The sequence below is a fragment of the Pseudomonas flexibilis genome (genome assembly GCF_000806415.1).
Lineage (GTDB): Bacteria > Pseudomonadota > Gammaproteobacteria > Pseudomonadales > Pseudomonadaceae > Serpens > Serpens flexibilis.
The window spans coordinates 217,853-241,510 of the sequence record NZ_JTAK01000003.1 but is presented as its reverse complement, the minus strand read 5'-3'; the positions used below and the strand labels follow the sequence as shown (position 1 = coordinate 241,510).

General features: G+C 66.8%; 23 protein-coding genes. 9 read left to right on the top strand and 14 right to left on the bottom strand.

Going from position 1 to position 23,658, the window contains the following annotated elements; translation table 11 throughout:
- Window positions 1-103: 103 nt before the first annotated feature.
- From gatB to gatC, 3 genes are all read right to left on the bottom strand, one after another.
- Window positions 104-1,552 carry an Asp-tRNA(Asn)/Glu-tRNA(Gln) amidotransferase subunit GatB gene (gatB, locus tag PT85_RS09140; RefSeq protein WP_039606481.1) on the bottom strand — a complete coding sequence of 483 codons (1,449 nt, stop codon included), beginning with the start codon at window positions 1,550-1,552 and terminating at the stop codon, window positions 104-106.
- Between the two features lie 73 nt (window positions 1,553-1,625).
- Window positions 1,626-3,077, bottom strand: a complete 1,452-nt coding sequence (gene gatA, locus PT85_RS09135; RefSeq protein WP_039606480.1) for an Asp-tRNA(Asn)/Glu-tRNA(Gln) amidotransferase subunit GatA — start codon at window positions 3,075-3,077, stop codon at window positions 1,626-1,628.
- A 15-nt stretch (window positions 3,078-3,092) separates the two neighbouring features.
- Window positions 3,093-3,380 (bottom strand): Asp-tRNA(Asn)/Glu-tRNA(Gln) amidotransferase subunit GatC, encoded by a 288-nt coding sequence (gene gatC, locus PT85_RS09130; protein ID WP_027590570.1) that lies wholly within the window; start codon window positions 3,378-3,380, stop codon window positions 3,093-3,095.
- A 191-nt stretch (window positions 3,381-3,571) separates the two neighbouring features.
- Here gatC and mreB point away from each other — a divergent pair, with 191 nt between their 5' ends.
- The 8 genes from mreB to tldD all read left to right on the top strand — a co-directional run bounded on the left by mreB (window position 3,572) and on the right by tldD (window position 14,432).
- Window positions 3,572-4,609, top strand: a complete 1,038-nt coding sequence (gene mreB, locus PT85_RS09125) for a rod shape-determining protein MreB (RefSeq protein WP_027590571.1) — start codon at window positions 3,572-3,574, stop codon at window positions 4,607-4,609.
- Window positions 4,610-4,726: 117 nt separating this feature from the next.
- Entirely contained in the window at window positions 4,727-5,626 is a 900-nt protein-coding gene (gene mreC / locus PT85_RS09120) for a rod shape-determining protein MreC (protein ID WP_052237647.1), read from the top strand.
- A complete protein-coding gene (mreD, locus tag PT85_RS09115) occupies window positions 5,623-6,111 on the top strand; it encodes a rod shape-determining protein MreD (RefSeq protein WP_027590572.1) in 489 nt (162 codons plus the stop codon). The genes mreC and mreD overlap by 4 nt, the downstream gene beginning before the upstream one ends.
- A 76-nt stretch (window positions 6,112-6,187) precedes the next feature.
- Window positions 6,188-6,778 carry a Maf family protein gene (locus tag PT85_RS09110; protein ID WP_027590573.1) on the top strand — a complete coding sequence of 197 codons (591 nt, stop codon included), beginning with the start codon at window positions 6,188-6,190 and terminating at the stop codon, window positions 6,776-6,778.
- A 63-nt stretch (window positions 6,779-6,841) separates the two neighbouring features.
- Window positions 6,842-8,299, top strand: coding sequence for a ribonuclease G (gene rng / locus PT85_RS09105; RefSeq protein WP_027590574.1), 1,458 nt, complete (start codon window positions 6,842-6,844; stop codon window positions 8,297-8,299).
- A 1-nt stretch (window position 8,300) separates the two neighbouring features.
- Entirely contained in the window at window positions 8,301-12,116 is a 3,816-nt protein-coding gene (locus tag PT85_RS09100; RefSeq protein ID WP_039606479.1) for a YhdP family protein, read from the top strand.
- Window positions 12,117-12,120: 4 nt separating this feature from the next.
- The gene (locus PT85_RS09095) at window positions 12,121-12,972 is read left to right on the top strand and encodes a carbon-nitrogen hydrolase family protein (RefSeq protein ID WP_039606478.1); all 852 of its coding nucleotides are present in this window, start codon (window positions 12,121-12,123) and stop codon (window positions 12,970-12,972) included.
- A 2-nt stretch (window positions 12,973-12,974) separates the two neighbouring features.
- Entirely contained in the window at window positions 12,975-14,432 is a 1,458-nt protein-coding gene (gene tldD, locus PT85_RS09090) for a metalloprotease TldD (RefSeq protein ID WP_039606477.1), read from the top strand.
- A 98-nt stretch (window positions 14,433-14,530) separates the two neighbouring features.
- Here tldD and yjgA read toward each other — a convergent pair whose 3' ends face one another.
- Window positions 14,531-15,049, bottom strand: a complete 519-nt coding sequence (gene yjgA, locus PT85_RS09085; RefSeq protein ID WP_027590578.1) for a ribosome biogenesis factor YjgA — start codon at window positions 15,047-15,049, stop codon at window positions 14,531-14,533.
- A gap of 116 nt (window positions 15,050-15,165) precedes the next feature.
- Here yjgA and pmbA point away from each other — a divergent pair, with 116 nt between their 5' ends.
- Complete coding sequence (gene pmbA / locus PT85_RS09080) at window positions 15,166-16,512, top strand: metalloprotease PmbA (RefSeq protein WP_039606476.1); 1,347 nt, start codon at window positions 15,166-15,168, stop codon at window positions 16,510-16,512.
- Window positions 16,513-16,546: 34 nt separating this feature from the next.
- Here pmbA and PT85_RS09075 read toward each other — a convergent pair whose 3' ends face one another.
- The 10 genes from PT85_RS09075 to PT85_RS09030 form a co-directional block, all read right to left on the bottom strand.
- Window positions 16,547-16,819 (bottom strand): HPr family phosphocarrier protein, encoded by a 273-nt coding sequence (locus tag PT85_RS09075; protein WP_027591466.1) that lies wholly within the window; start codon window positions 16,817-16,819, stop codon window positions 16,547-16,549.
- A 24-nt stretch (window positions 16,820-16,843) separates the two neighbouring features.
- The gene (gene rapZ / locus PT85_RS09070; protein ID WP_027591465.1) at window positions 16,844-17,701 is read right to left on the bottom strand and encodes an RNase adapter RapZ; all 858 of its coding nucleotides are present in this window, start codon (window positions 17,699-17,701) and stop codon (window positions 16,844-16,846) included.
- A gap of 1 nt (window position 17,702) precedes the next feature.
- Window positions 17,703-18,167 (bottom strand): PTS IIA-like nitrogen regulatory protein PtsN, encoded by a 465-nt coding sequence (ptsN, locus tag PT85_RS09065; protein WP_027591464.1) that lies wholly within the window; start codon window positions 18,165-18,167, stop codon window positions 17,703-17,705.
- Between the two features lie 10 nt (window positions 18,168-18,177).
- Entirely contained in the window at window positions 18,178-18,486 is a 309-nt protein-coding gene (gene hpf, locus PT85_RS09060) for a ribosome hibernation-promoting factor, HPF/YfiA family (RefSeq protein ID WP_027591463.1), read from the bottom strand.
- Window positions 18,487-18,617: 131 nt separating this feature from the next.
- Window positions 18,618-20,111, bottom strand: coding sequence for an RNA polymerase factor sigma-54 (locus tag PT85_RS09055; RefSeq protein ID WP_039606475.1), 1,494 nt, complete (start codon window positions 20,109-20,111; stop codon window positions 18,618-18,620).
- Between the two features lie 121 nt (window positions 20,112-20,232).
- A complete protein-coding gene (gene lptB, locus PT85_RS09050) occupies window positions 20,233-20,958 on the bottom strand; it encodes an LPS export ABC transporter ATP-binding protein (protein ID WP_027591461.1) in 726 nt (241 codons plus the stop codon).
- Window positions 20,958-21,488, bottom strand: coding sequence for a lipopolysaccharide transport periplasmic protein LptA (gene lptA / locus PT85_RS09045; RefSeq protein ID WP_027591460.1), 531 nt, complete (start codon window positions 21,486-21,488; stop codon window positions 20,958-20,960). Before lptA ends, lptB begins: the two co-directional genes overlap by 1 nt.
- Window positions 21,475-22,044, bottom strand: coding sequence for an LPS export ABC transporter periplasmic protein LptC (lptC, locus tag PT85_RS09040; RefSeq protein WP_027591459.1), 570 nt, complete (start codon window positions 22,042-22,044; stop codon window positions 21,475-21,477). The genes lptA and lptC overlap by 14 nt, the downstream gene beginning before the upstream one ends.
- Before the next feature lie 16 nt (window positions 22,045-22,060).
- Window positions 22,061-22,582, bottom strand: coding sequence for a KdsC family phosphatase (locus tag PT85_RS09035; protein ID WP_027591458.1), 522 nt, complete (start codon window positions 22,580-22,582; stop codon window positions 22,061-22,063).
- Complete coding sequence (locus PT85_RS09030) at window positions 22,582-23,556, bottom strand: KpsF/GutQ family sugar-phosphate isomerase (RefSeq protein WP_027591457.1); 975 nt, start codon at window positions 23,554-23,556, stop codon at window positions 22,582-22,584. Before PT85_RS09030 ends, PT85_RS09035 begins: the two co-directional genes overlap by 1 nt.
- Window positions 23,557-23,658: the final 102 nt, after the last annotated feature.

The window sequence follows — 23,658 nt, the reverse complement described above, 5'->3', positions numbered from 1 at the left end:
GACCGGATGGGTTAGGCGCCCACGATGGGCAGGATAACGGCATGCCGGTGATCCGCCCGGATACGGCATGCCCCGGTGCCGGCCTTCCATGGCCGACGGGTAATCAACCTTCGAGTTTCTTCTTGAGCAATTGGTTCACCTGGCCGGGGTTGGCCTTGCCCTTGGAGGCCTTCATGGCCTGGCCGACGAAGAAGCCGAACATCTTGGCGCGCTTGGCCTCGTCGCTGGCGCGGTACTGCTCGACCTGCTCGGCGTTGGCCGCCAGCACCTCATCCAGCATGGCTTCGATGGCGCCGCTGTCGGTGACCTGCTTGAGGCCCTTGCTTTCGATGATCGCATCGGCCGTCGCGCCTTCGCCGGCGGCCAGGGCTTCGAAGACCATCTTGGCGATCTTGCCGCTGATGGTGTTGTCCTGGATGCGCTGGATCAGCCCGCCGAGCTGGGCGGCAGAGACCGGCGACTGCTCGATGTCCAGGCCTTCCTTGTTGAGCAGGCTGGACAGCTCGCCCATCACCCAGTTGGCGGCCAGCTTGGCGTCGCCGCAGACCTGCTGCACGGCCTCGAAGTAGTCGGCCATTTCGCGGCTGGCGCTCAGAACGCCGGCGTCGTAGGTCGACAGGCCGAACTGGCTTTCGAAGCGTGCGCGCTTCTCGGTCGGCAGCTCCGGCAGCTCGCCGCGCACCTGCTCGATGAAGCTGTCCTCCAGCACCACCGGCAGCAGGTCGGGGCAGGGGAAGTAGCGGTAGTCGTTGGCTTCTTCCTTGCCGCGCATGGAGCGGGTCTCGTCCTTGTTCGGGTCATACAGGCGGGTTTCCTGAATGACCTTGCCGCCGTCCTCGATCAGCTCGATCTGCCGCTGGATCTCGTGGTTGATCGCCTTCTCGATGAAGCGGAACGAGTTGACGTTCTTGATCTCGGCGCGGGTGCCGAACGCTTCCTGGCCTTTGGGGCGCACCGACACGTTGCAGTCGCAGCGCAGCGAGCCTTCGGCCATGTTGCCGTCGCAGATCCCCAAGTAGCGCACCAGGGCGTGGATGGCCTTGACGTAGGCCACCGCTTCCTTGGCCGAACGGATGTCCGGTTCGGAGACGATTTCCAGTAGCGGCGTGCCGGCGCGGTTCAGGTCGATCCCGGACATGCCATGGAAGTCCTCGTGCAGGCTCTTGCCGGCGTCTTCTTCCAGGTGCGCGCGGGTGATGCCGATGCGCTTGACCGTGCCGTCTTCCAGGGTGATGTCCAGGTGGCCCTTGCCGACGATGGGGTGGTCCATCTGGCTGGTCTGGTACCCCTTGGGCAGGTCCGGATAGAAGTAGTTCTTGCGCGCGAACACATTGGTGCGGCCCAGTTCGGCGTCAATGGCCAGGCCGAACTTCACCGCCATGCGCACGGCCTGCTCGTTGAGCACCGGCAAGGTGCCCGGCATGCCCAGGTCGATCAGGCTGGCCTGGGTGTTGGGCTCGGCGCCGAAGGTGGTGGCGCTGGCCGAGAAGATCTTCGATTGGGTGGAGAGCTGGGCGTGGATTTCCAGGCCGATCACGGTTTCCCATTGCATGTGGGGCGTTCCTCGAATTCTGTAAGCCCCTCTCCCCTCGCGGGAGAGGGGTTGGGGAGAGGGGGCAAGCCTTTTAAAACCCTTCCGGCGCGCGGGTGTGCCAGTCGCTGACCTGCTGGTACTGGTGCGCCACGTTGAGCAGGCGGCCTTCCTGGAAATACGGCGCCAGCAGCTGCACGCCCACCGGCAGGCCGTCGACGAAGCCAGCCGGCATGGACAGGCCCGGAATACCGGCCAGGTTGGCGGTGATGGTGTAGATGTCTTCCAGGTAGGCGGCGACCGGGTCGTTGGCCTTCTCGCCGAGCTTCCAGGCCGGGTTCGGCGTGGTCGGGCCGAGGATCAGGTCCACCTCGCTGAAGGCGGCGACGAAGTCGTTCTTGATCAGCCGGCGGATCTTCTGCGCCTTCAGGTAGTAGGCATCGTAGTAGCCGGCCGACAGCGCGTAGGTGCCGACCATGATGCGGCGCTTCACCTCGGCGCCGAAGCCTTCACCGCGCGAACGCTTGTACAGGTCTTCGAGGTTGACCGGGCTCTCGCAGCGGTAGCCGAAGCGCACGCCGTCGAAGCGCGACAGGTTGGAGCTGGCCTCGGCCGGGGCGATCACGTAGTACGCCGGGATGGCGTGCCGCATGTTCGGCAGGCTGATGTCCTTCACGGTGGCGCCGAGCTTCTTCAGCTCTTCCACCACGGCCAGCACGCGCTCGGCGATACGGCTATCGAGACCGTCACCGAAGTATTCCTTCGGCAGGCCGATGCGCAGGCCGGCCAGCGGCTGGGTCAGCGCGGCCAGGTAGTCGTCCACCGGCTGGTCGACGCAGGTGGAATCCTTCGGGTCGAAGCCGGCCATGGCGCCGAGCAGCAGCGCGCAATCCTCGGCGGTGCGGGCGATCGGGCCACCCTGGTCGAGGCTGGAGGCGTAGGCGATCATGCCCCAGCGCGACACACGCCCGTAGGTGGGCTTGAGGCCGGTGAGGTTGGTCAGCGCGGCCGGCTGGCGGATCGAGCCGCCGGTGTCGGTGCCGGTGGCGGCCGGGATCAGTCGCGCGGCCACGGCGGCGGCCGAGCCGCCGGAGGAGCCGCCCGGTACGCGGCTGGTATCCCAGGGGTTTTTCACCGGGCCGTAATGGCTGGACTCGTTGGCCGAGCCCATGGCGAACTCATCCATGTTCAGCTTGCCGAGGCTGACGGCGCCGGCGGCGGCGAGCTTCTCGACCACGGTGGCGTCGTACGGCGCCTTGAAGCCGGTGAGGATCTTCGAGGCGCAGCTGGTCAGCACGCCCTGGGTGCAGAACAGGTCCTTGTGGGCAATCGGCGCGCCGAGCAGGGCGCCGCTCTCGCCGGCGGCGCGACGAGCGTCGGCGGCGCGGGCCTGTTCGAGGGCCAGGTCCTCGGTGACGGTGATGAAGCTGTTCAATTGCGGGTCGAGCTGGTGGATGCGGCCCAGTAGCGCGCGGCTCAGCTCTTCGGCGGAAAACTGCTTGGCGGCCAGCGCGCGGGCGATCTCGGCCAGGGTCAGTTGGTGCATGGGAAACCCTTTCCTTTATTCGATGACTTTCGGCACGAGGTACAGGCCGTTCTCCACGGCCGGGGCGATGGCCTGGTAGTCATCGCGATGATTCTGCTCGGTGACCACGTCGGCGCGCAGGCGCTGGGTGGCTTCCAGCGGGTGGGCCAGCGGCTCGACACCGTCGGTGTCCACAGCCTGCATGGCGTCGATCAGGCCGAGGATGTTGTTCAGGGTCTCGGTGGTTTGCGGAATCTCGCTTTCGCCGAGCCCCAGGCGGGCCAGGTGGGCGATCTTTTCCACGTCGGAGCGTTCAAGCGCCATCGGGGAGTCTCCAGGAAACGCGCGGAAGGCGGGGCCGCGATGGCGCTGCCCCGCGAAATGCCGATGCATCGGGCCTCTGGCCCGGTCGTGAGCGTGGCAATCTAACACAGAGCCAGCCTTGCCCAAAATTCCCCCACTTTGCTAGAGTCAGCTGCCTTTTTTCCACGCGTTGCCTTTAGGGTCCCCGACTAATGTTCAAAAAACTGCGTGGCATGTTTTCCAGCGATCTGTCGATCGACCTGGGCACAGCCAATACCCTGATTTATGTGCGCGAACGCGGCATCGTGCTCGACGAACCCTCTGTCGTCGCCATCCGTAGCACCGGAAACCAGAAAACCGTCGTCGCTGTTGGTAGCGAAGCCAAGCGCATGCTGGGTCGTACCCCGGGCAACATCGCAGCCATCCGTCCGATGAAGGACGGCGTGATCGCCGACTTCAGCGTCTGCGAGAAGATGCTGCAGTACTTCATCAACAAGGTGCACGAGAACAGCTTCCTGCAGCCGTCGCCGCGCGTGCTGATCTGTGTGCCCTGCAAATCCACCCAGGTGGAGCGCCGCGCCATTCGTGAGTCCGCGCTCGGCGCCGGCGCCCGCGAAGTGTTCCTGATCGAAGAGCCCATGGCTGCCGCCATCGGCGCCGGCCTGCCGGTCGAGGAGGCCCGTGGCTCCATGGTCGTCGACATCGGTGGCGGCACCACCGAGATCGCCCTGATCTCCCTGAACGGTGTGGTGTATGCCGAATCCGTGCGTGTCGGTGGCGACCGTTTCGACGAAGCCATCGTCACCTACGTGCGCCGCAACTACGGCTCGCTGATCGGCGAATCCTCTGCCGAGCGCATCAAGCAGGAAATCGGTACCGCGTTCCCGGGCGGCGAAGTCCGCGAGATGAACGTGCGTGGCCGCAACCTGGCCGAAGGGGTGCCGCGCAGCTTCACCCTCAACTCCAACGAAGTGCTGGAAGCCCTGCAGGAATCCCTGGCGACCATCGTCCAGGCGGTCAAGAGCGCCCTCGAACAGTCGCCGCCGGAACTGGCCTCGGACATCGCCGAGCGCGGCCTGGTGCTGACGGGCGGCGGCGCGCTGCTGCGCGACCTGGACAAGCTGCTGTCCCAGGAAACCGGCCTGCCGGTGATCATCGCCGAGGACCCGCTGACCTGCGTGGCTCGTGGCGGCGGTCGCGCACTGGAGATGATGGATCGCCACTCCATGGACCTGCTGTCCACCGAGTGAGCCTTGTAGCGGCGTCCGGCCCTCGGGCAACGCGGCTTTGCGGCCGGACGCACTGACCAGGCACCCAGCGAGGATCCGCCCATCAAACCCTTATTCGTCAAAGGCCCTGCGCTGAGTGTGCGCCTGCTGGTGCTTGCCGTGCTTTCGGTCGTGCTGATGGTGGTGGATGCCCGCTTCGAAACCCTCAAGCCGCTGCGCAGCCAGCTTGGCCTGTTGCTCACCCCGGTCTATTGGCTGACCGACCTGCCGCTGCGGGTCTGGGAAGGCATGAGCGAGCAGGTGGCCAGCCGCAGCGAACTGATTGCCGAGAACCAGCAACTGAAGACCGAGGCGCTGCTGTTGCAGCGCCGCCTGCAGAAACTCGCCACCCTCACCGAACAGAACGTGCGTCTGCGCGAACTGCTCAACTCCGCCGCGCTGGTCGATGACAAGGTCATCATCAGCGAGCTGATCGGTCTCGATCCCAGCCCCTTCACCCAGCGCATCATCATCGACAAGGGCTCGCGTGACGGCGTGTTCGTCGGCCAGCCGGTGCTCGACGCCAGCGGGCTGATGGGCCAGGTGGTCGAGGTGATGCCCTATACCGCGCGGGTCCTGCTGATTACCGACAGCGTGCACAGCGTGCCGGTACAGGTGAACCGCAACGGGCTGCGTGCCATCGCCAGCGGCAGCGGTTCCGACTATCTGGAGCTGCGCCACGTGCCGGAAACCTCGGACATCAAGGAAGGCGACCTGCTGGTCAGCTCCGGTCTGGGCCAGCGCTTCCCGGCGGGCTATCCGGTGGCACGGGTCAAGTCCGTGGTGCATGACGCCGGCCAGGCTTTCCTGCAGGTCCAGGCACTGCCGACCGCGATGCTCAACCGCAGCCGACACCTGCTGCTGGTGTTCAGCGATGCACGCACGCCCGAGGAACGCGCCAGCGCCGCCGGCCTCGCGCAGGATCGGGTCGACGCCGATCACGAGGTGGAGCCGCCGAGCGAGCCGGTCGAGGCGCAGGATCAGGAGCTGGAGCCGTGAGCAGCGAACGTCCCAACAACGGCTGGGTTATCTGGGCCACCCTGCTGGTCGCCCTGCTGCTCAGTGTCGCGCCGCTGCCCGGGAACCTGGATCTCATCCGCCCGCTGTGGCTGGGCCTGGTGGCTGCCTACTGGGCGCTGGCCCTGCCGCATCGCGGCGGCATGGCGCTGGCCTGGGGCTTCGGGCTGCTGCTGGATGTGCTGTCCGGCACCTTGCTGGGGCTCAATGGCATCCCGCTCGCGCTGATCGTCTTTCTGGTGCTGAACCTGCAGCAGCGCCTGCGCATGTTTCCGCTCTGGCAGCAGGCCATGGTGCTGATGGTGATTCTCGGCATCGCGCAGCTGGTGCTGCTGTGGCTCAACACCCTGGCGGGCAACCGGCCGCCGACGCTGCTGTTCCTGGTGCCGGTCCTGACCAGCTCGATTCTCTGGTTCTGGCTGTACCTGGCCCTGCACTGGCTGCGCCGTCGCTTCGACGTCTATTAGCCGCCCGCTAGGAATCTTGCCGGCTGCGTAACCGCTGTACGCGTAGCCGGGCTTCGGATATTTGGAAGGATCTGACATGCCCGCGCTATACCTCGCCTCGGCCTCGCCGCGACGCCGCGAATTGCTGACCCAGATCGGCGTCGTGCACGACCTGCTGCCGGTGGACATCGACGAGACTCCCCGACCTAACGAAGCTCCCGCCGCATACGTGCAGCGCCTGGCGCAGGAGAAGGCTCAGGCCGCGCTGGCGCGCCTGGACCCCGCGCAGCCGCTGTGCGTGCTGGGGGCCGACACCACCGTGGTGCTGGCCGGCCGGATCCTTGGCAAGCCGGCCGATCGCGCCGACGGGCTGGCGATGCTCGCGGCCCTGTCCGGCCAGACTCACCAGGTGCTGACCGCCGTGGCCCTCGCCGATGCCCGGCGCTGCGAAGTGCGCCTGGTGGAAAGCCGCGTCACCTTCCGCGCCATTGCGGACGAGGAAGCCGCCCGCTACTGGGACAGCGGCGAGCCCGCCGACAAAGCCGGTGGCTATGCGATTCAGGGGCTGGGCGCGGTGTTCGTGCGCGAACTGCAGGGCAGCTATTCCGGGGTGGTCGGCCTGCCGCTGTGCGAAACCGCCGAACTGCTGGCCGCGTTCGGCGTGCCCTGTTGGTCGGGAACGTTATAGGCTGGGAACAGGATGTTCACGCGAAGCCGTCATCCGGCTTCGGTCATTTTTCAGGAATCAGCCATGAGCGAAGAAATTCTGATCAACATCACGCCGATGGAATCGCGCGTGGCCGTGGTCGAGAACGGTGTGCTGCAGGAGGTGCATGTCGAACGCACCCAGCGTCGCGGCATCGTCGGCAACATCTACAAGGGCAAGGTCGTCCGCGTGCTGCCCGGCATGCAGGCGGCCTTCGTCGACATCGGCCTGGAGCGGGCCGCCTTCATCCATGCCTCGGAGATCTCCCAGCGCGAAGGCAGCGCCATCGAGCCGATCAGCGCCCTGGTGCACGACGGCCAGAGCCTTGTGGTTCAGGTCACCAAGGACCCCATCGGCACCAAGGGCGCGCGGCTGACCACGCACCTGTCGATTCCTTCCCGCTACCTGGTCTACATGCCGCGCACGCGCCATGTGGGCATCTCCCTGAAGATCGAGGGCGAGGCCGAGCGCGAGCGCCTCAAGCAGGTGGTGGCCGAGTGCGTGGCGAAGGAGGGCATCGAGCAGGCCGGCGGCTTCATCCTGCGCACCGCCGCCGAAGGTGCCGGCGCCGACGAAATTCTCGCCGACATCCGTTACCTGCACCGCCTGTGGGGGCAGATCGCCGCGCAGATGCAGACCGCCGAGGCCCCCTCGGTGATCTACGAGGACCTGCCGCTGGCGCTGCGCACCCTGCGTGACCTGGTGCATCCGGGCATCGAGAAGATCCGTATCGACTCGCGGGAAACCTTCCAGAAGGTCGGCCAGTTCGTCGCCGAGCTGATGCCGGAAATTGCTGATCGCCTGGAGCACTACCCCGGCGAGCGGCCGATCTTCGACCTCTACGGTGTGGAGGACGAGATCCAGAAGGCCCTGGAGCGCAAGGTGCTGCTCAAGTCCGGCGGCTACCTGATCATCGACCCCGCGGAGGCGATGACCACCATCGACGTCAACACCGGCGCGTTCGTCGGCCATCGCACCCTCGAAGAGACCATCTTCAAGACCAACCTCGAAGCGGCCATGGCCATCGCCCGCCAGCTACGGCTGCGCAACCTGGGTGGCATCATCATCATCGACTTCATCGACATGGAGGACGAGGAACACCGCCGCCAGGTCCTGCGCACCCTGGAGAAGCAGGTGGAGCGCGATCACGCCAAGACCAACATCATCGGCATCACCGAGCTGGGCCTGGTACAGATGACCCGCAAGCGCACCCGGGAAAGCCTCGAACAGGTGCTCTGCGAGCCCTGCAGCGCCTGCCAGGGGCGCGGCAAGCTGAAGACGGCGGAAACCATCTGCTACGAGATCTTCCGCGAGATCCTGCGCGAGGCGCGCGCCTTCCAGGCCGAAGCCTACCTGGTGCTGGCCAACCAGAAGGTGGTCGACCGCCTGCTGGACGAGGAGTCCGGCAACGTGGCGGACCTCGAGGCGTTCATCGGGCGCACCATCAAGTTCCAGGTCGAGCGTGAATACTCGCAGGAACAGTACGACGTGGTGCTGCTCTGACGTGATTTCGCCGCTTCGCCTGCTCAACAGTCTGTTGCGCCTGTGCCTGGGTCTGCTGGCGGCTGGGCTGGTGCTGGCCGCCCTGTACGTCAGCCTGGGCCGCGAGCTGGCGCCCCTGTTCGCCGACTATCGCGAGACGCTGGAGCAGCGGGCCAGCGAGGCGCTGCGCACGCCGTTGCGCATCGGCCGCCTGAGCGCGCGCATGAACGGCTTCCTGCCGGAGCTGGTGGCACGCGACATCAGCCTGGGTGAGGAAGCCGGCCTGCGCATCGACCAGCTGCGCCTGCGTCCCGATCTGCTGGGCAGCCTGCTGCACTGGCAACCGCGCCTGCAGGGGCTGGAGTTGGGAGGTGTACAGCTGCTGTTGCGTCAGGATCAGGACGGACGCTGGTCTCTGGCCGGCGTGCCGCAGGGGCAGGTGCAGAGCGAGGCGCAGAGTGGCGTGGACCCCGCCCACTGGCTGCGGCAGTTGCGCCGCTTCAAGCATGTTTCTGTGGTGGACAGCCAACTGATCGTGCAGCCACGCCAGGGCGTGCCGCTGAATCTCTCCTACCTGAATCTCAACCTCGACCTCAGCGAGGGGGGTGACCTGCACCGATTGGATGGCCGCCTGCTGCTGCCGGACGGCAAGCCGCTGGCCCTGCATCTGGATCTCCGGCTACGTCCCAGCCGCTGGCAGGAGGCCAGCGCCGATCTCTACCTGCGCTTGCCGCAGAGCGACTGGGCGCGCTGGTTGCCCGAGGGCTTGCTGGGCGACTGGCACCTGCAACGGCTAGTGGGTGGCGGTGAAGTCTGGGCGCGCTGGTCAGAGCGCACCCTGCAGCGTGCGGTGATGCGGCTGCACCTGCCGCTGGCGCAGGTGAGTTATGCCGATCAGGCGCCGGTGCGCCTGGAAGAACTCAGCCTCAGTACCTATTTCGAACCCGGTCCGAACGGCCGGCGCCTGCTTGTGGACTCGCTGGCGGTGACGCTCGACGGCACGCGCTGGGGCGAGGCGCGCCTGCGCCTGGAGGAACAGCGGGATACCGGCCGTTGGGACCTGGCCAGCGATCGCCTGAGCCTGGCGCCGCTGGTGCCGCTGGTCCAGCAACTGGCGCCGCTGCCGGAGCCGGCGCGCGAGTGGCTGCAGGCGCTGCGCCCGGAAGGTCAGCTGCGCAACATCCAGTTGAGCTATCAGCCGGATGCCGAGCCGGCCGAGCGGCTGCGCTATACGCTGAACCTGGAAGGCGTTGGGTTCGCCGCGCATCGCGGCGTACCGGCCGCGGCGGGGGTGAGGGGGCGTCTGGACGGCAATCTGGCGGGCGGCGAACTGCAGATCGACAGCCGTGACCTGATGCTGCATCTGCCGCAGCTGTTTCCCGCGCCCTGGCGGTACCGTCGTGCCCAGGGACGGCTGGGCTGGCGTCTGGGCGAGGAGGGCTTCAGCCTCTGGGCCCCCTATCTTTCGCTGGATGGCGAGGAAGGCCGCCTGGCCGGGGATTTCATGCTGCGGTTTGCCCATGATCCGGCCGCCGAAGATTACATGGATTTGCGTGTCAGCCTGCGCGAGGGGGACGCGCGCTTCGCCGGCAAGTACCTGCCCACCGCCAGCGCAGCCCTTAGTCCGGCGCTGGCCGACTGGCTGCAGCGGGCCATCCGAGGTGGCGAGCTGGAGCAGGGTTTCTTCCAGTATCAGGGTGCGCTCAATGCGGGCGTGCCACCCGAGGCGCGCAGCCTGGCGCTGTACTTCAAAGTGCGCGATGCAGAGCTGGACTACCAGCCAGGCTGGCCGATGTTGCGCGAGGGGCGTGGCGAACTGTTCGTCGAGGATAGCGGCGTGCGTGTCGCGCTCAGCGATGGCCGCCTGCTGAACAGCCGCATCCGCGAGGCCAGCTTCGCGGTCCCGCATGCCGAACCCGGCCAGCCCAGCCGTCTGCTTGTGAATGCGCGGTTGCTCAGCTCGGTAACCGATGCTCTGCAGATCCTGCGGAACAGGACTATGCCTACTGCCGAGGCGTTTGCCGGATGGGAGGGGGAGGGCGACGTGGAAGCGGCGCTGCGCCTGGACATTCCCCTGGATGCCGGCCATGCCCCCCAGGCCGACGTGCAGTTCACGCCCAAGGGCGCGCGGCTCAGGTTGCCGTACCTGCCCGGCCTGGAGCTCGACAGCCTCTACGGCGAATTTCGTTACCAGACCCGGAGCGGCCTCAGCGCTCGAGGGCTGCGCGCGCGCTTCCTGGAACAAAGCCTGCAGGGGCGGATCGACAGCGATACCGTCGGCGGCCGCCAGCGCACCTTGGTGGATGTCCAGGGGCGCATGCCGGTTGATCGCCTGGCCCAGTGGCTGGGGCAGGGCCGGCCGCTGCCGGCCAGTGGCCTGCTGCCGTATCGCCTGCGCCTGCGCCTGGACGGCAATGACAGTCTGTTGCGCGTGGACTCCAGCCTGCAGGGTGTCGCTCTCGACCTGCCGGCCCCGTTCGGCAAGCGCGCGGCCGAAGCGCGGTATGCCGACTGGCGCATGAGTCTGGGCGGCCCACAGCAGCGCTACTGGCTCGACTACAACGATTTCCTCAGCCTGGCGCTGAGCATGCCGGGGCAGGACTGGCAGCAGCTGCGCGGCGAGGTGCGCCTGGGGCTGGGCCTGGCACCGCCGCCGAGCGCCGAGGGTGTGCGGCTGCGCGGCCGGCTTGACAGCGTTGACGTCCCCGCCTGGCGTACCTTCTGGCAGCGCTACGGCAGCAGCTCGGGTGAGCCGGGCGGTCCGCCGCTGCTGCGCGAGGGGCAGCTGCATATCGGGCGCCTGACCGGCGTGGGAATCGACCCGCAGGATCTGCTGGTGCGCGTACGTCGTGTATCACAGGCCTGGGCGCTGGACCTGGACAGCCGGGTGATTGCCGGTGACGTCCTGGTGCCCGACGATGCCGCGCGGCCGCTGCGCGTACAGCTGGAACAGCTGCGTCTGCCGGCGCCGACCGCCGACAGCAAGAGGGGAGATGCGCTGGCGGGCATCGATCCGCGCACGCTGCCAGCCGTCGATCTGCGCATCGACCAGGTGCTGCTGGGCGACGAGCCACTGGGCGCCTGGTCGTTTCTTGCGCGTCCGAGTGGCAGTGGCTGGGCGCTGCGCGAGCTGGCCCTCGACTTAAAGGGCCTGAAGATCAATGGCGAGGCCGGCTGGTCGCGCCTCAACGGCGCGGATGCCAGTTGGTTCCGCGGCCGCCTGCACGGGGGCGACCTGAGCAAGATCCTCAAGGCCTGGGGCTTCGCCCCGACGGCCAGCAGCGAGCGCTTCAGCCTGCAGGTCGATGGCAACTGGCCGGGTGCGCCGAGCGCGCTGCGCCTGGCCAACTTTTCCGGCACCCTGGATGCCGATCTGCGCAACGGCCAGTTCTCCGAACTGCAGGGCTCCGCCTCGGCGCTGCGGGTATTCGGCCTGTTGAACTTCGATGCCATCGGCCGTCGCCTGCGGCTGGACTTTTCCGATCTGTTCGGGCGTGGCCTCAGCTATGATCGGGTCCGGGGCAAGCTGCTGGCCCGCAATGGTCTGTACACCAACCTGGCACCGACGACCCTGACCGGCCCTTCGGCCAACCTGGAAATGACCGGCAGCCTGAACATGGTCAGCGAGCAGGTGGATGTGCGCATGCTGGTAACCCTGCCACTGACCAACAACCTGCCGCTGGCCGCACTGATCGCCGGTGCGCCGGTACTGGGCGGGGCACTGTTCCTGGTGGACCGCCTGCTGGGCAACCAGATGTCGCGTTTCGCCGCCGTGGAGTATTCCATCAGCGGCCCGCTCAATGCGCCCCGCATCGTACCCGGGAAGCCGAGGGACTGAAGCCATGAACCTTGCCGTTATCCAGATGGTCAGCGGCGCCGATGTGCCGACCAACCTGCGCAGTGCGCGCGGTCTGCTGGAGCAGGCCGCCGCCGAGGGTGCGCGACTGGCGGTGCTGCCCGAGAACTTCGCCGCCATGGGGCATGCCGACCTGGCCGCGCTGGGGCGGCTGGAGGCGCAGGGCGACGGCCCGGTCCTGCCCTGGTTGCGCCGAACGGCGCGCGAGCTGGGCCTGTGGATCGTTGCCGGTACCTTGCCGCTGCCACCGGATGACAGGCCCACTGCCAAGCCGCGTGCCTGCTCGTTGCTGATCGACGCCCACGGCGAGCGGGTGGCGCGCTATGACAAGCTCCACCTGTTCGATGTCGCTGTCGGTGATGCCCGGGGCAGCTATCGTGAGTCGGCGGACTTCGATCCCGGCGAGCATCTGGTGGTGGCGCAGACACCGGTCGGCCGTCTGGGGCTGACCGTTTGCTACGACCTGCGCTTCGCGGAGCTGTATGCGGCGCTGCGTGAGCGCGGTGCCGAATTGATCAGCGCGCCAGCGGCCTTTACGGCGGTGACTGGCGCGGCGCACTGGGAGGTACTGATTCGCGCCCGAGCCATCGAGACCCAGTGCTACCTGCTGGCGGCCGGGCAGGGCGGCGAGCACCCGGGACCGCGGGAAACCCACGGCCATTCGGCGATCGTCGACCCCTGGGGCGTGTTGCATGCCGCCCCGCCACGTGGCGAGGGTCTGTGTCTGGCGCGGCGCGATGCGCAGGCGCAGGCCGGGGTTCGCCAGAACATGCCGGTGCACCGTCACCGGCGCTTTTCAGTGTCGCTCGCGGCGTCGCGGGCGAAGTATTCGGAGTGACCATGAACGATCTGTTATTGCCTGTCAGCGAGCGGCTGCTGGCCCCAGGTGGCCTGAGCATCGAGCAATTGCCGCGTCTGCTGGGCGAGCTGGCGGGTCCGGGCATCGACGCCGCCGACCTGTACTTCCAGTCGCTGGTGTCGGAGTCCTGGATCCTGGAGGACGGCATCGTCAAGGAAGGCAGTTTCCACCTGGATCAGGGGGTCGGCGTGCGCGCCCAGTCCGGCGAGAAGACCGGCTTCGCCTACAGCAACGCCATCGACGAAACGGCCCTGGCCGCGGCCTGCCGCGCCGCCCGCTCGATCGCGCGGTCCGGCCAGCAGGGCCGGGTACAGGCGTTCTCCGCGCCGCAGGTGCGCCACCTGTATGCCCATGTCAATCCGCTCGACGTGCTGGAGCGCTCGGCCAAGGTGGAGCTGCTCAAGCGCATCGACCGGGCGACGCGCGCGCTGGACCCGCGCATCCAGCAGGTGACGGTCAGTCTGGCCGGCGTCTGGGACCAGGTGCTGATCGCCGCCAGCGATGGCAGCCTGGGTGCCGACATCCGTCCGCTGGTGCGTTTCAACGTGAGCGTGATCGTCGAGCAGAACGGCCGCCGCGAACGGGGCAGCCATGGCGGCGGCGGGCGCACCGACTATCGCTTCTTCCTCGAACAGCTGAACGAGCATGAGGACCGGGCGATGGGCTACGCGCGCGAGGCCCTGCGCCAGGCGCTGGTCAACCTGGAGGCGATCGCCGCCCCGGCCGGCACGCTGCCGGTGGTGCTCGGCCCCGGCTGGTCCGGCGTGCTGCTGCACGAGGCGGTCGGCCATGGCCTGGAGGGCGACTTCAACCGCAAGGGCAGCTCGGCCTACAGCGGCCGGATCGGTGAACAGGTGGCCTCGCCGCTGTGCACCATTGTTGATGACGGTACGCTGGCCAAGCGCCGGGGCTCGCTGAGCCTGGACGACGAGGGCACCCCGACCCAGTGCACCACGCTGATCGAGAACGGCGTGCTCAAGGGCTACATGCAGGACAAGCTGAACGCCCGCCTGATGGGCGTGGCCTCCACCGGCAACGGGCGGCGCGAGTCCTACGCGCACCTGACCCTGCCGCGCATGACCAACACCTACATGCTGGCCGGGCAGAGCGAGCCGGAGGAGATCATTCGTTCGGTGAAGCGCGGGCTGTTCTGCGCCAGCCTCGGCGGCGGCCAGGTGGACATCACCAGCGGCAAGTTCGTGTTCTCCACCAGCGAGGCCTACCTGATCGAGGACGGGCGCATCACCGCGCCGGTCAAGGGTGCGACCCTGATTGGCAATGGTCCGGAGGTGATGAACCAGGTGTCGATGGTCGGCAACGACCTGGCGCTGGACAGTGGCGTGGGCACCTGCGGCAAGGACGGTCAGTCGGTGCCGGTGGGCGTCGGCCAGCCGACGCTGAAGATCGATGCGATCACCGTGGGCGGAACCGGGAATTGAATGCCGTAGGGTAGACAACGGCGCAGCCCTGTCTACCGGCGCGCAGGCGGTGGGCAATCGCTGCGCGAGTTGCCCACCCTACGAACGTTCGAGTTGGATTAGCGCAGCCCGCGCTGAAGCTCGTCCAGCTCGCGCAGGTACTTGAACACCTTGCGCGCGGCGGCCGGTGGTTTGTTGTGGGCCGCCTCGTGCTGGGCCTGGCGCAGCAGGCCGCGCAGGTGCTGGCGGTCGGTGTCCGGATAGGCCGTCACGAAGGCGTCCAGGTCCGCATCGCCGCCGCCCAGCAGGCGGTCGCGCCAGCGCTCCAGGGCGTGGAAGCGCTCGTTGTATTCGCGGGTGGAGGCGTCCATCTGGTCAACCAGGGCGAGAACGGCCGGGATGTCCTGCTCGCGCATCAGCTTGCCGATGTACTGGACGTGGCGCTTCTTGGCCACATTGGCGGTGTGCTTGGGTGCATCGGCCAGGGCGCGACGCAAGGCCTCGGTGATCGGCAGCCGGTCCAGCAGCTCGGGCTTGAGGGTGGTCAGGCGCTGGCCCAGCTCCTGCAGTGCATGCAGCTCGCGCTTGACCTGGGATTTGCTCTTCTCTTCGGGGAAGTCGTCGTGGAATTCAGACATGGGGCGCATCCAGTGGATAATGCGCGTCATGATAACAGCAGCCCGTTTGCGCAGCTCGCCAGCCGGGCGCGGGACGGATGAGGGGCGTGGCCAGCGGTCACGACCGGGGAGTCGCCATGAATGCTAGTGAAAAGGTGGGGCCGCAGACGCTGCCGTCCCTGCAGGAAAAGGTCGAACGGATCATCGCCGAGGCGCGCCGTCAGGGCGCCAGCGACTGTGAGGTGTCGGTCAGTGCCGGCCAGGGCCTGAGCACCACGGTGCGCCAGCGCGAGGTGGAAACTGTCGAGTTCAACCGCGATCAGGGCTTCGGCATCACCGTGTTTGTCGGCCAGCGCAAGGGCTCGGCCAGTACCTCCGCCGTCGAGGAGGACGCCATTCGGGAAACCGTGGCGGCGGCCCTGGCCATCGCCCGGCATACCTCGGAAGACGAGTGCGCCGGCCTGGCCGCCCCCGAGCTGATGGCCCGTGAGCTGCCCGACCTGGACCTCTACCGCCCCTGGGACATCGAGCCGGAAGCGGCCATCGAGCTGGCGCTGCGCTGCGAGGCAGCGGCATTCGACCATGACCCGCGCATCCGCAATGCCGACGGCACCAGCCTGAGCAGCTACCTGGGCTGCCGCGTCTACGGCAACAGCCATGGCTTCGTCGGCGGCTATGCCAGCAGCCGGCACAGTCTGAGCTGCGTGATGATCGCCGAGGACGGCGGCCAGATGCAGCGCGACTACTGGTACGACGCCAGCCGCATCGGCAGCGCGCTGACCGACGGCGCCGTCATCGGCCGGCGCGCCGCCGAACGCGCGGTCAGCCGCCTCGGCGCGCGCGCCGTGCCGACCTGCGAGGTGTCGGTGCTGTTCTCGCCGGAGCTGGCCACCGGGCTGTTCAATCATTTCCTGGCGGCGATCGCCGGCGGCAACCTGTACCGCAAGGCGTCGTTCCTGGAGGGCGCTTTGGGCCAGCGGCTGTTCCCTGACTGGCTGACCCTGGACGAGCGCCCGCATATCCCGCGCGCGCTGGGCAGTTCCGCCTTCGATGGGGATGGGCTGGCCACCTATGCCAAGCCCTTCATCAAGGACGGCGAGCTGGTTTCCTACGTGCTGGGCACCTATTCGGGCCGCAAGCTGGGCCTGCCGAGCACGGCGAATGCCGGTGGGGTGCACAACCTGTTCGTCACTCACGGGAATGAGGACCAGGCGGCGCTGCTGCGGCGCATGGGCCGCGGCCTGCTGGTCACCGAGCTGATGGGGCAGGGCCTGAACCTGGTGACCGGCGATTACTCGCGGGGCGCCGGCGGCTACTGGGTGGAGAACGGCGAAATCCAGTTTCCGGTGCAGGAAGTGACCATCGCCGGCAACCTGCGGGATATGTTCCGGCAGATCCTGGCCATTGGCAGCGACCTGGAAACGCGCGGCACCATTCGCACCGGCTCGGTGCTGATCGAAAGGATGACGGTGGCAGGACGTTGAGTCGTCGGGGCCGGCCAGCGCCGGCCCTTCTGTCTTATTCGCCTTCGCCGAAGCGGTCGTTGATCAGTTCCACCAGGGCGTCGAGCGCCTGCTGATCCTGTTCGCCTTCGGCGTGCAAATGCAGCGGAGTGCCCTGGCCGGCGGCCAGCATCATCACCGACATGATGCTCTTGCCATCCACCAGGGCATCTGCCGTGTGGCCGACGCGTACTCGGCAGGGAAAACGCCCGGCAGTGGCGACGAACTTGGCTGCCGCGCGGGCATGCAGGCCAAGCTTGTTGACGATCAGGACTTCGCAGGCAGGCATGGGGCTTTCGGATTCCTAGGGCTTCTAGCGCAGGTCGCGATGACGGACCTGGACATTCTTCAGTTGGGCCTTCAGGGCCGCTCCCAGGCGCTCGGCCAAGTACACCGAGCGGTGCTGGCCGCCGGTGCAGCCGACCGCGATGGTGACATACGATCGGTTGCTGGCGGCGAAGCGCGGCAGCCACTTGTGCAGATAGACCGCGAGGTCCTGATACATCTCCTCGACCTCCGGCTGGGCGGCCAGGTAGTCGATAACCGGTTGGTCGAGGCCGGTGAAATCGCGCAGCTCCGGCTTCCAGTAGGGGTTGGGCAGGCAGCGCACATCGAACACCAGGTCGGCATCCACTGGCATGCCGCGCTTGAAGCCGAAGGACTCCACCAGGAAGGCGGTGCCCGGCTCGGGCTTGTTGAGCAGGCGCAGCTTGAGGGTGTCGCGCAGCTGGTAGAGGTTCAGGTGGGTGGTGTCGATCTTCAGGTCGGCCAGGTCGCTGATCGGCCCGAGCAGCAGGCTCTCGTCCTGGATCGCCTCGGCCAGCGACCGGGTGTCATTGGTCAGCGGATGGCGGCGGCGGGTTTCCGAGAAGCGCTTGAGCAGCGTCTCCTCGTCGGCGTCCAGATACAGCACATCGCAGTGGATGTGCCGGCCACGTACTTCTTCGAGCAGTTCGGGGAAGCGCTGCAGATGGCTGGGCAGGTTGCGCGCGTCGATGGACACGGCAACCAGTGGATGCAGCAGTTCGGTATGGATCAGCGCGCGCTCGGCCAGCTCGGGCAGCAGGCCGGCGGGCAGGTTGTCGATGCAGTAGAAGCCGCTGTCCTCGAGGACATCCAGCGCGGTGCTCTTGCCCGAGCCGGAGCGGCCACTGACGATGATCAGGCGCATGTCAGTGCCCGCCCAGTTCGTCCACCACGGTCTGGTAAAGCGCCTCGTTGCTGGCGGCGCCACGCAGGCGTTCACGGATGTCGGCACGTTCCAGCAGGCCGGCAATCTGGCGCAGCAGTTCAAGGTGCTCGTCGGTGGCGGCGGGCGGCACCACCAGCACGAATAGCAGATCGACCGGGACACCGTCGATGGAGTCGAAGTCGACCGGGGCGTCCAGGCGCAGGACGGCGCTGATCGGCGCGTTGCAGTTCGGCAGGCGGCAGTGCGGAATGGCGATGCCGTTGCCGAACCCCGTGGAGCCCAGGCGCTCGCGCGCGATCAGCGCTTCGAACAGCTCGCCGGCATCCAGCCCGGGCTGCTCGCGCGCGATCAGGTTGGCGATGAATTCGAGGACACGTTTCTTGCTGCCGCCCGGTGCGTTCACCTGGGAACGCCCGGGGGTCAGGATGCTTTCGAGTCGGATCATGGAGTCGGAGTCAGCGGACGGTGGCGCCCTGCTCCCGGTCGAGGCGCTTTTCCTTGGCCTTGATCAGTTGGCGGTCGAGCTTGTCGACCAGCAGGTCGATGGCCGCATACATGTCGGTGTGCTCCGCGTTGGCAACGACTTCGCCACCGGCGATATGCAGGGTGGCTTCGATCTTCTGCTGCAGTTTTTCCACCTGCATGATCACCTGAACATTGGTGATGCGGTCGAAGTGGCGCTCCAGCCGGGAGAACTTCTCCTCGACATAGCCGCGCATGGCCTCAGTCACATCCAGCTGGTCACCACTGATGTTGACTTGCATACCTGTTCTCCTTCTTGCCGTAGGGAGAGGACCGACCTCTGGTCGACCCTCCGAATCACTTTGACGCGCCAAGGGGTTCTGGGCATTGACCCTAATCATTCCGGCGCCGTTAAACAAGCCCACTGAACGTTTTACATCAGGCGCTTACGCTCGCTCGACGGCGCGATGCCCAGGGATTCCCGGTACTTGGCCACTGTGCGGCGTGCCACCTGGATGCCCTGTTCTTCCAGCAGGCTGGCGATCTTGCTATCGCTCAGCGGTTTCTTGGCGTTTTCCGCCGCCACCAGTTTCTTGATGATCGCCCGGATGGCGGTGGACGAGCACTCGCCGCCTTCGGACGTGCTGACATGGCTGGAAAAGAAATACTTCAGTTCGAAGATGCCGCGCGGGGTGTGCATGTACTTCTGGGTGGTCACCCGCGAGATGGTCGATTCATGCATGCCCACCGCCTCGGCGATGTCGTGCAGCACCAGCGGCTTCATGGCTTCCTCGCCGTACTCGAGGAAGCCGCGCTGGTGCTCGACGATCTGGCTGGCCACCTTCATCAGCGTCTCGTTGCGACTCTGCAGGCTCTTGATGAACCAGCGCGCCTCCTGCAGCTGGTTGCGCATGAAGGTGTTGTCGGCGCTGGAATCGGCGCGGCGCACGAAGCCGGCGTGCTGGGGGTTCACGCGCAGGCGCGGCACCGCCTCCTGGTTGAGCTCCACCAGCCAGCGGCCGTTGTGCTTGCGCACGATGACGTCGGGCACGATGTATTCGGGTTCGCTGGACTCGATCTGCGAGCCGGGGCGGGGGTTGAGGCGCTGGATCAGTTCCACCACCTGGCGCAGCTCGTCTTCCTTGAGCTTGAGGCGGCGCATCAGCTGGCTGTAGTCGCGGCCGCCGAGCAGGTCGAGGTAATCGCCGACCAGGCGCTGCGCCTCGCTGCGCCAGGGGGTGTCTTCCGGCAGCTGGCACAGCTGCAGCAGCAGGCACTCGCGCAGGTCGCGGGCGCCGATGCCCACGGGTTCGAAATGCTGCACGCGGCGCAGCACGGCTTCGATCTCGTCCAGCTCGATGTCCAGTTCCGGATCGAAGGATTCGAGGATCTCCTCGAGGGATTCTTCCAGGTAGCCCTGGTCATTGATGCAGTCGATCAGGGTCGCCGCGATCAATCGGTCGGTGTCCGACATGGGCGCCAGGTTGAGCTGCCAGAGCAGATGGCTCTGCAGGCTCTCGCCACCGCTGGTACGGGCGGTGAAGTCCCATTCGTCATCGTCGTTGCTGGGCAGGCTGCTGGCGCTGGTCTGGTAGACATCTTCCCAGGCGGTGTCCACCGGCAGCTCGCTGGGGATGCGTTCGCTCCAGTCGTTGACCTCCTCGAGGTTCTCGACGCTGCTCTGGGTCTCCTGGTAGGTGTTTTCCGGAGGGGGGCTGCCGGCGGCGTCGTCACCGTCGGCGAGCGGATCGCTGTTGTCGAAGTCCTCGCCTTCCTCCTGCCGTTCCAGCATGGGATTGGATTCGAGGGCTTCCTGGATTTCCTGCTGCAGGTCCAGGGTGGAAAGTTGCAGTAAGCGAATGGCCTGTTGCAGCTGCGGGGTCATCGTCAGCTGCTGGCCCATCTTGAGAACGAGCGATGGTTTCATGGCAGACCTTGTGTTCCGGCGGGTGTTCGCCTGTCCCTGCGGCGCGCCGGGGCGCCGACCGCAAGCAATTTATATGCCCGGCGACGAATTGTATATCCCGTTGGTGTGTCCGCCAGTCGCTCTACAGGCGGAATTCGTGCCCCAGGTAGACTTCCTTGACCAGCTGGTTGGCCAGGATGGCCTCGGCGTTGCCCTCGGCGATCAGGCGGCCTTCGCTGACGATGTAGGCGGTCTCGCAGATGTCCAGGGTCTCGCGCACGTTGTGGTCGGTGATCAGTACACCGATGCCTTTGGATTTCAGGTGCTGGATGATCTGTTTGATGTCGCCCACCGAGATGGGGTCGACGCCGGCGAAGGGTTCGTCGAGCAGGATGAACTTGGGTGCGCTGGCCAGCGCGCGGGCGATCTCCACCCGGCGCCGTTCGCCACCGGACAGGCTCATGCCGAGGCTGTCGCGGATATGGGTGATGTGGAATTCCTCGAGCAGCCCTTCCAGGGTTGCCCGACGGCCTTCGGCGTCGAGGTCCTTGCGGGTTTCCAGGATCGCCATGATGTTGTTGGTGACGGTGAGCTTGCGGAAGATCGAGGCTTCCTGGGGCAGGTAGCCGATGCCGGCGCGCGCGCGACCGTGCATGGGCTGGTGACTGACGTCCAGGTCGTCAATCAGCACCTGGCCGTGATCGGCGCGCACCAGGCCGACGACCATGTAGAAGGTGGTGGTCTTGCCGGCCCCGTTGGGGCCGAGCAGGCCGACGATCTGGCCGCTGTCGATGCGCAGACTGACGTCGCGGACCACCTGGCGCTTCTTGTAGCTCTTGGCCAGGTGACGGGCAATGAGGGTGGCCATTATTCGCTGGACTCCGCGGGCTTCTTGCGTGGCTGGATCACCATGTCGATGCGTGGCCGGGGCGTGGTGACGTTGCCGTCCTGGGCACGGCCGGCGTTGACCACCTGGGTGCGGGTGTCATAGACGATGCGTTCGCCTTCGAAGGTATTGCCGTCGCGCACCACCTTGGCCTGGTCGGTGAGCACGATGCGCTCGTTGCTGGCGAAGTACTCGATGGTGCGTCCGTAGGCATGCACCAGCGATTCGCCGACTTCCGGCTGCTGCTCGTAGTAGGCGGGGCGCCCCTGGGCGGTGAAGGTGTCGATCTCGCCGCGGGCGTTGCGGGTGACGGTCACGGTGTTGCCGGTGATCTTCAGAGTGCCCTGGGTGATCACCACGTCGCCACGGTAGATGGCCTTGCCCTGGCGGTCGTCCAGCTCGGCGCTGTCGGCCTGCACGTGGATCGGCTGGTCACGGTCGGTGGGCAGCGCCCAGGCGCTGCAGGCGGCGGCCAGGCAGCCGAGCAGCAGAAGCGGTTTAGCGAACGTCATGTTGGCCTCTTACGTTGGACAGCAACAGCACCCTGCCTTCCTTGACGTAGGCTTGCATGCCGGTGGCGGTGGTCACGCCATCGGGGTTCTCGATGCGCACCGGCTGGGCTGTCTCGGCATATTCTCGCTCGGGGAATACGGTCAGGCGGCTGGTGGTCAGCCGGGTGAAGCGGTTCGGGGGAATGGTCTGCTCGATGCGCACGTCATCGATCAGTTCCACCTGGGTGCCCTGGGGGGCGACCTCGCCGCGCAGGCTGCGCACGCGCCAGGGCTGTTCGCCGGCGCGATGGATCAGCAGGTCGGGCTGGTACAACAGGTTCGTATCGCTGTCCCTGAGGTGCTCCAGGCGCTCGGAGGTCAGCTCGTAACGCAGGCTGCCATCGGCCTGGTACTGCCGCGAATAGGCGTTCTGCACGAAGAAGTCCACCGAGGGCGGTGGCTGCTCGGCCTGCGGTTGATCAAGAAAACGCTCCGGCGAGATGTTCCAGTAGCCGATGGCGGCGAACACCAGGGCGATGATGATCAGCGGCAGAAACGTACGCAATTTGCCGAGCATGGCGGTGATCGTCTCTTCAGAGATAGGCGGACTGGGCTTCTTCGAGGTTGCCCTGGGCGCGCAGGATCAGTTCGCAGAATTCCCGCGCCGCGCCCGCGCCACCGCACGCCTGGGTCACGCCATGGGCGTGCTGGCGCACGAACGGATCGGCGCTGGCGACGGCCATGCCCAGGCCGACGCGGCGAATCACCGGCAGGTCGGGCAGGTCGTCACCCAGATAGGCGACCTGCTCATAATGGAGTCCCAGCTCGGCGAGCAGTTCATCGAGCACCACCAGCTTGTCCTCGCGCCCCTGGTAGAGGTGCTGGATACCCAGGTCGCGGGCGCGCTTCTCCACCACCGGCGTCTTGCGGCCGGAGATGATCCCCGTGCGCACGCCGGAACGCATCAGCATCTTGATGCCCTGGCCGTCGAGGGTGTTGAAGGTCTTGAACTCGCTGCCGTCGGCAAGGAAGTACAGACGGCCATCGGTCAGCACGCCATCGACGTCGAAGATGGCCAGGCGGATCTGGCGAGCACGTTGCAACAGGCTGTTCATCACATCACTCCGGCGCGCAGCAGGTCATGCATGTTGAGTGCGCCGACCGGCATATGGTTGTCGTCGACCACCACCAGCGCGCTGATCTTGTGGTCTTCCATCAGTTTCAGGGCCTCGGCGGCCAGCGCGTCGGCGCGGATGGTCTTGCCGGGGATGGTCATCAGCGCGTCGATGCCGGCGTCGCGCACGTCCACGCCGCGATCCAGCGCGCGGCGCAGGTCGCCGTCGGTGAACACGCCGGCCAGACGGCCATCGGCTTCGGCCACCAGGGTCATGCCCAGGCCCTTGCGGGTCATTTCCAGCAACGCCTCGCGCAGAGGGGTCCCCCGTCGGACCAGCGGCAGCTCGGCGCCCTGGTGCATGACGTTCTCGACCTTCAGCAGCAGGCGTCTGCCCAGCGCGCCGCCCGGGTGGGAGAAGGCGAAGTCCTCGGCAGTGAAGCCGCGCGCCTCCAGCAGGGCGATGGCCAAGGCATCGCCCAGCACCAGCGACACGGTGGTGGAGGAGGTGGGCGCCAGGTTGAGCGGGCAGGCCTCCTGGCTGACGCCCGCGTCCAGGTTCACCGCGGCGGCCTGGGCCAGCGGCGAGGCGGGATTGCCGGTCATGCTGATCAGGGTGATCCCCAGGCGCTTGATCAGCGGCAGCAGGGTGACGATCTCGCTGGTGGAGCCGGAGTTGGACAGGGCCAGCACCACGTCGTCGCGGGTGATCATGCCCATGTCGCCATGGCTGGCCTCGCCGGGATGCACAAAGAAGGCGGCGGTGCCGGTGCTGGCCAAGGTGGCGGCGATCTTGCGACCGACGTGCCCGGACTTGCCCATGCCGACCACGACCACACGACCCTTGCACTGAAGGATCAGTTCACAGGCGCGGGTGAAGTCGCCATTGATGCGCTGCAACAGGGCTTCGATGGCTTCGAGCTCCAGGCGAATGGTGCGCTGGGCGGATTGGATCGGCGTGCTGGTCTGGTTCATGGCACAGGGAACCGCTGGAAGGAAAAGGCGGGATTATAACGACAAAGGCGGTGGCGCTCATCAGGCCGCGCGGAATGCTTTGATGTCTGGTCATCTATATGA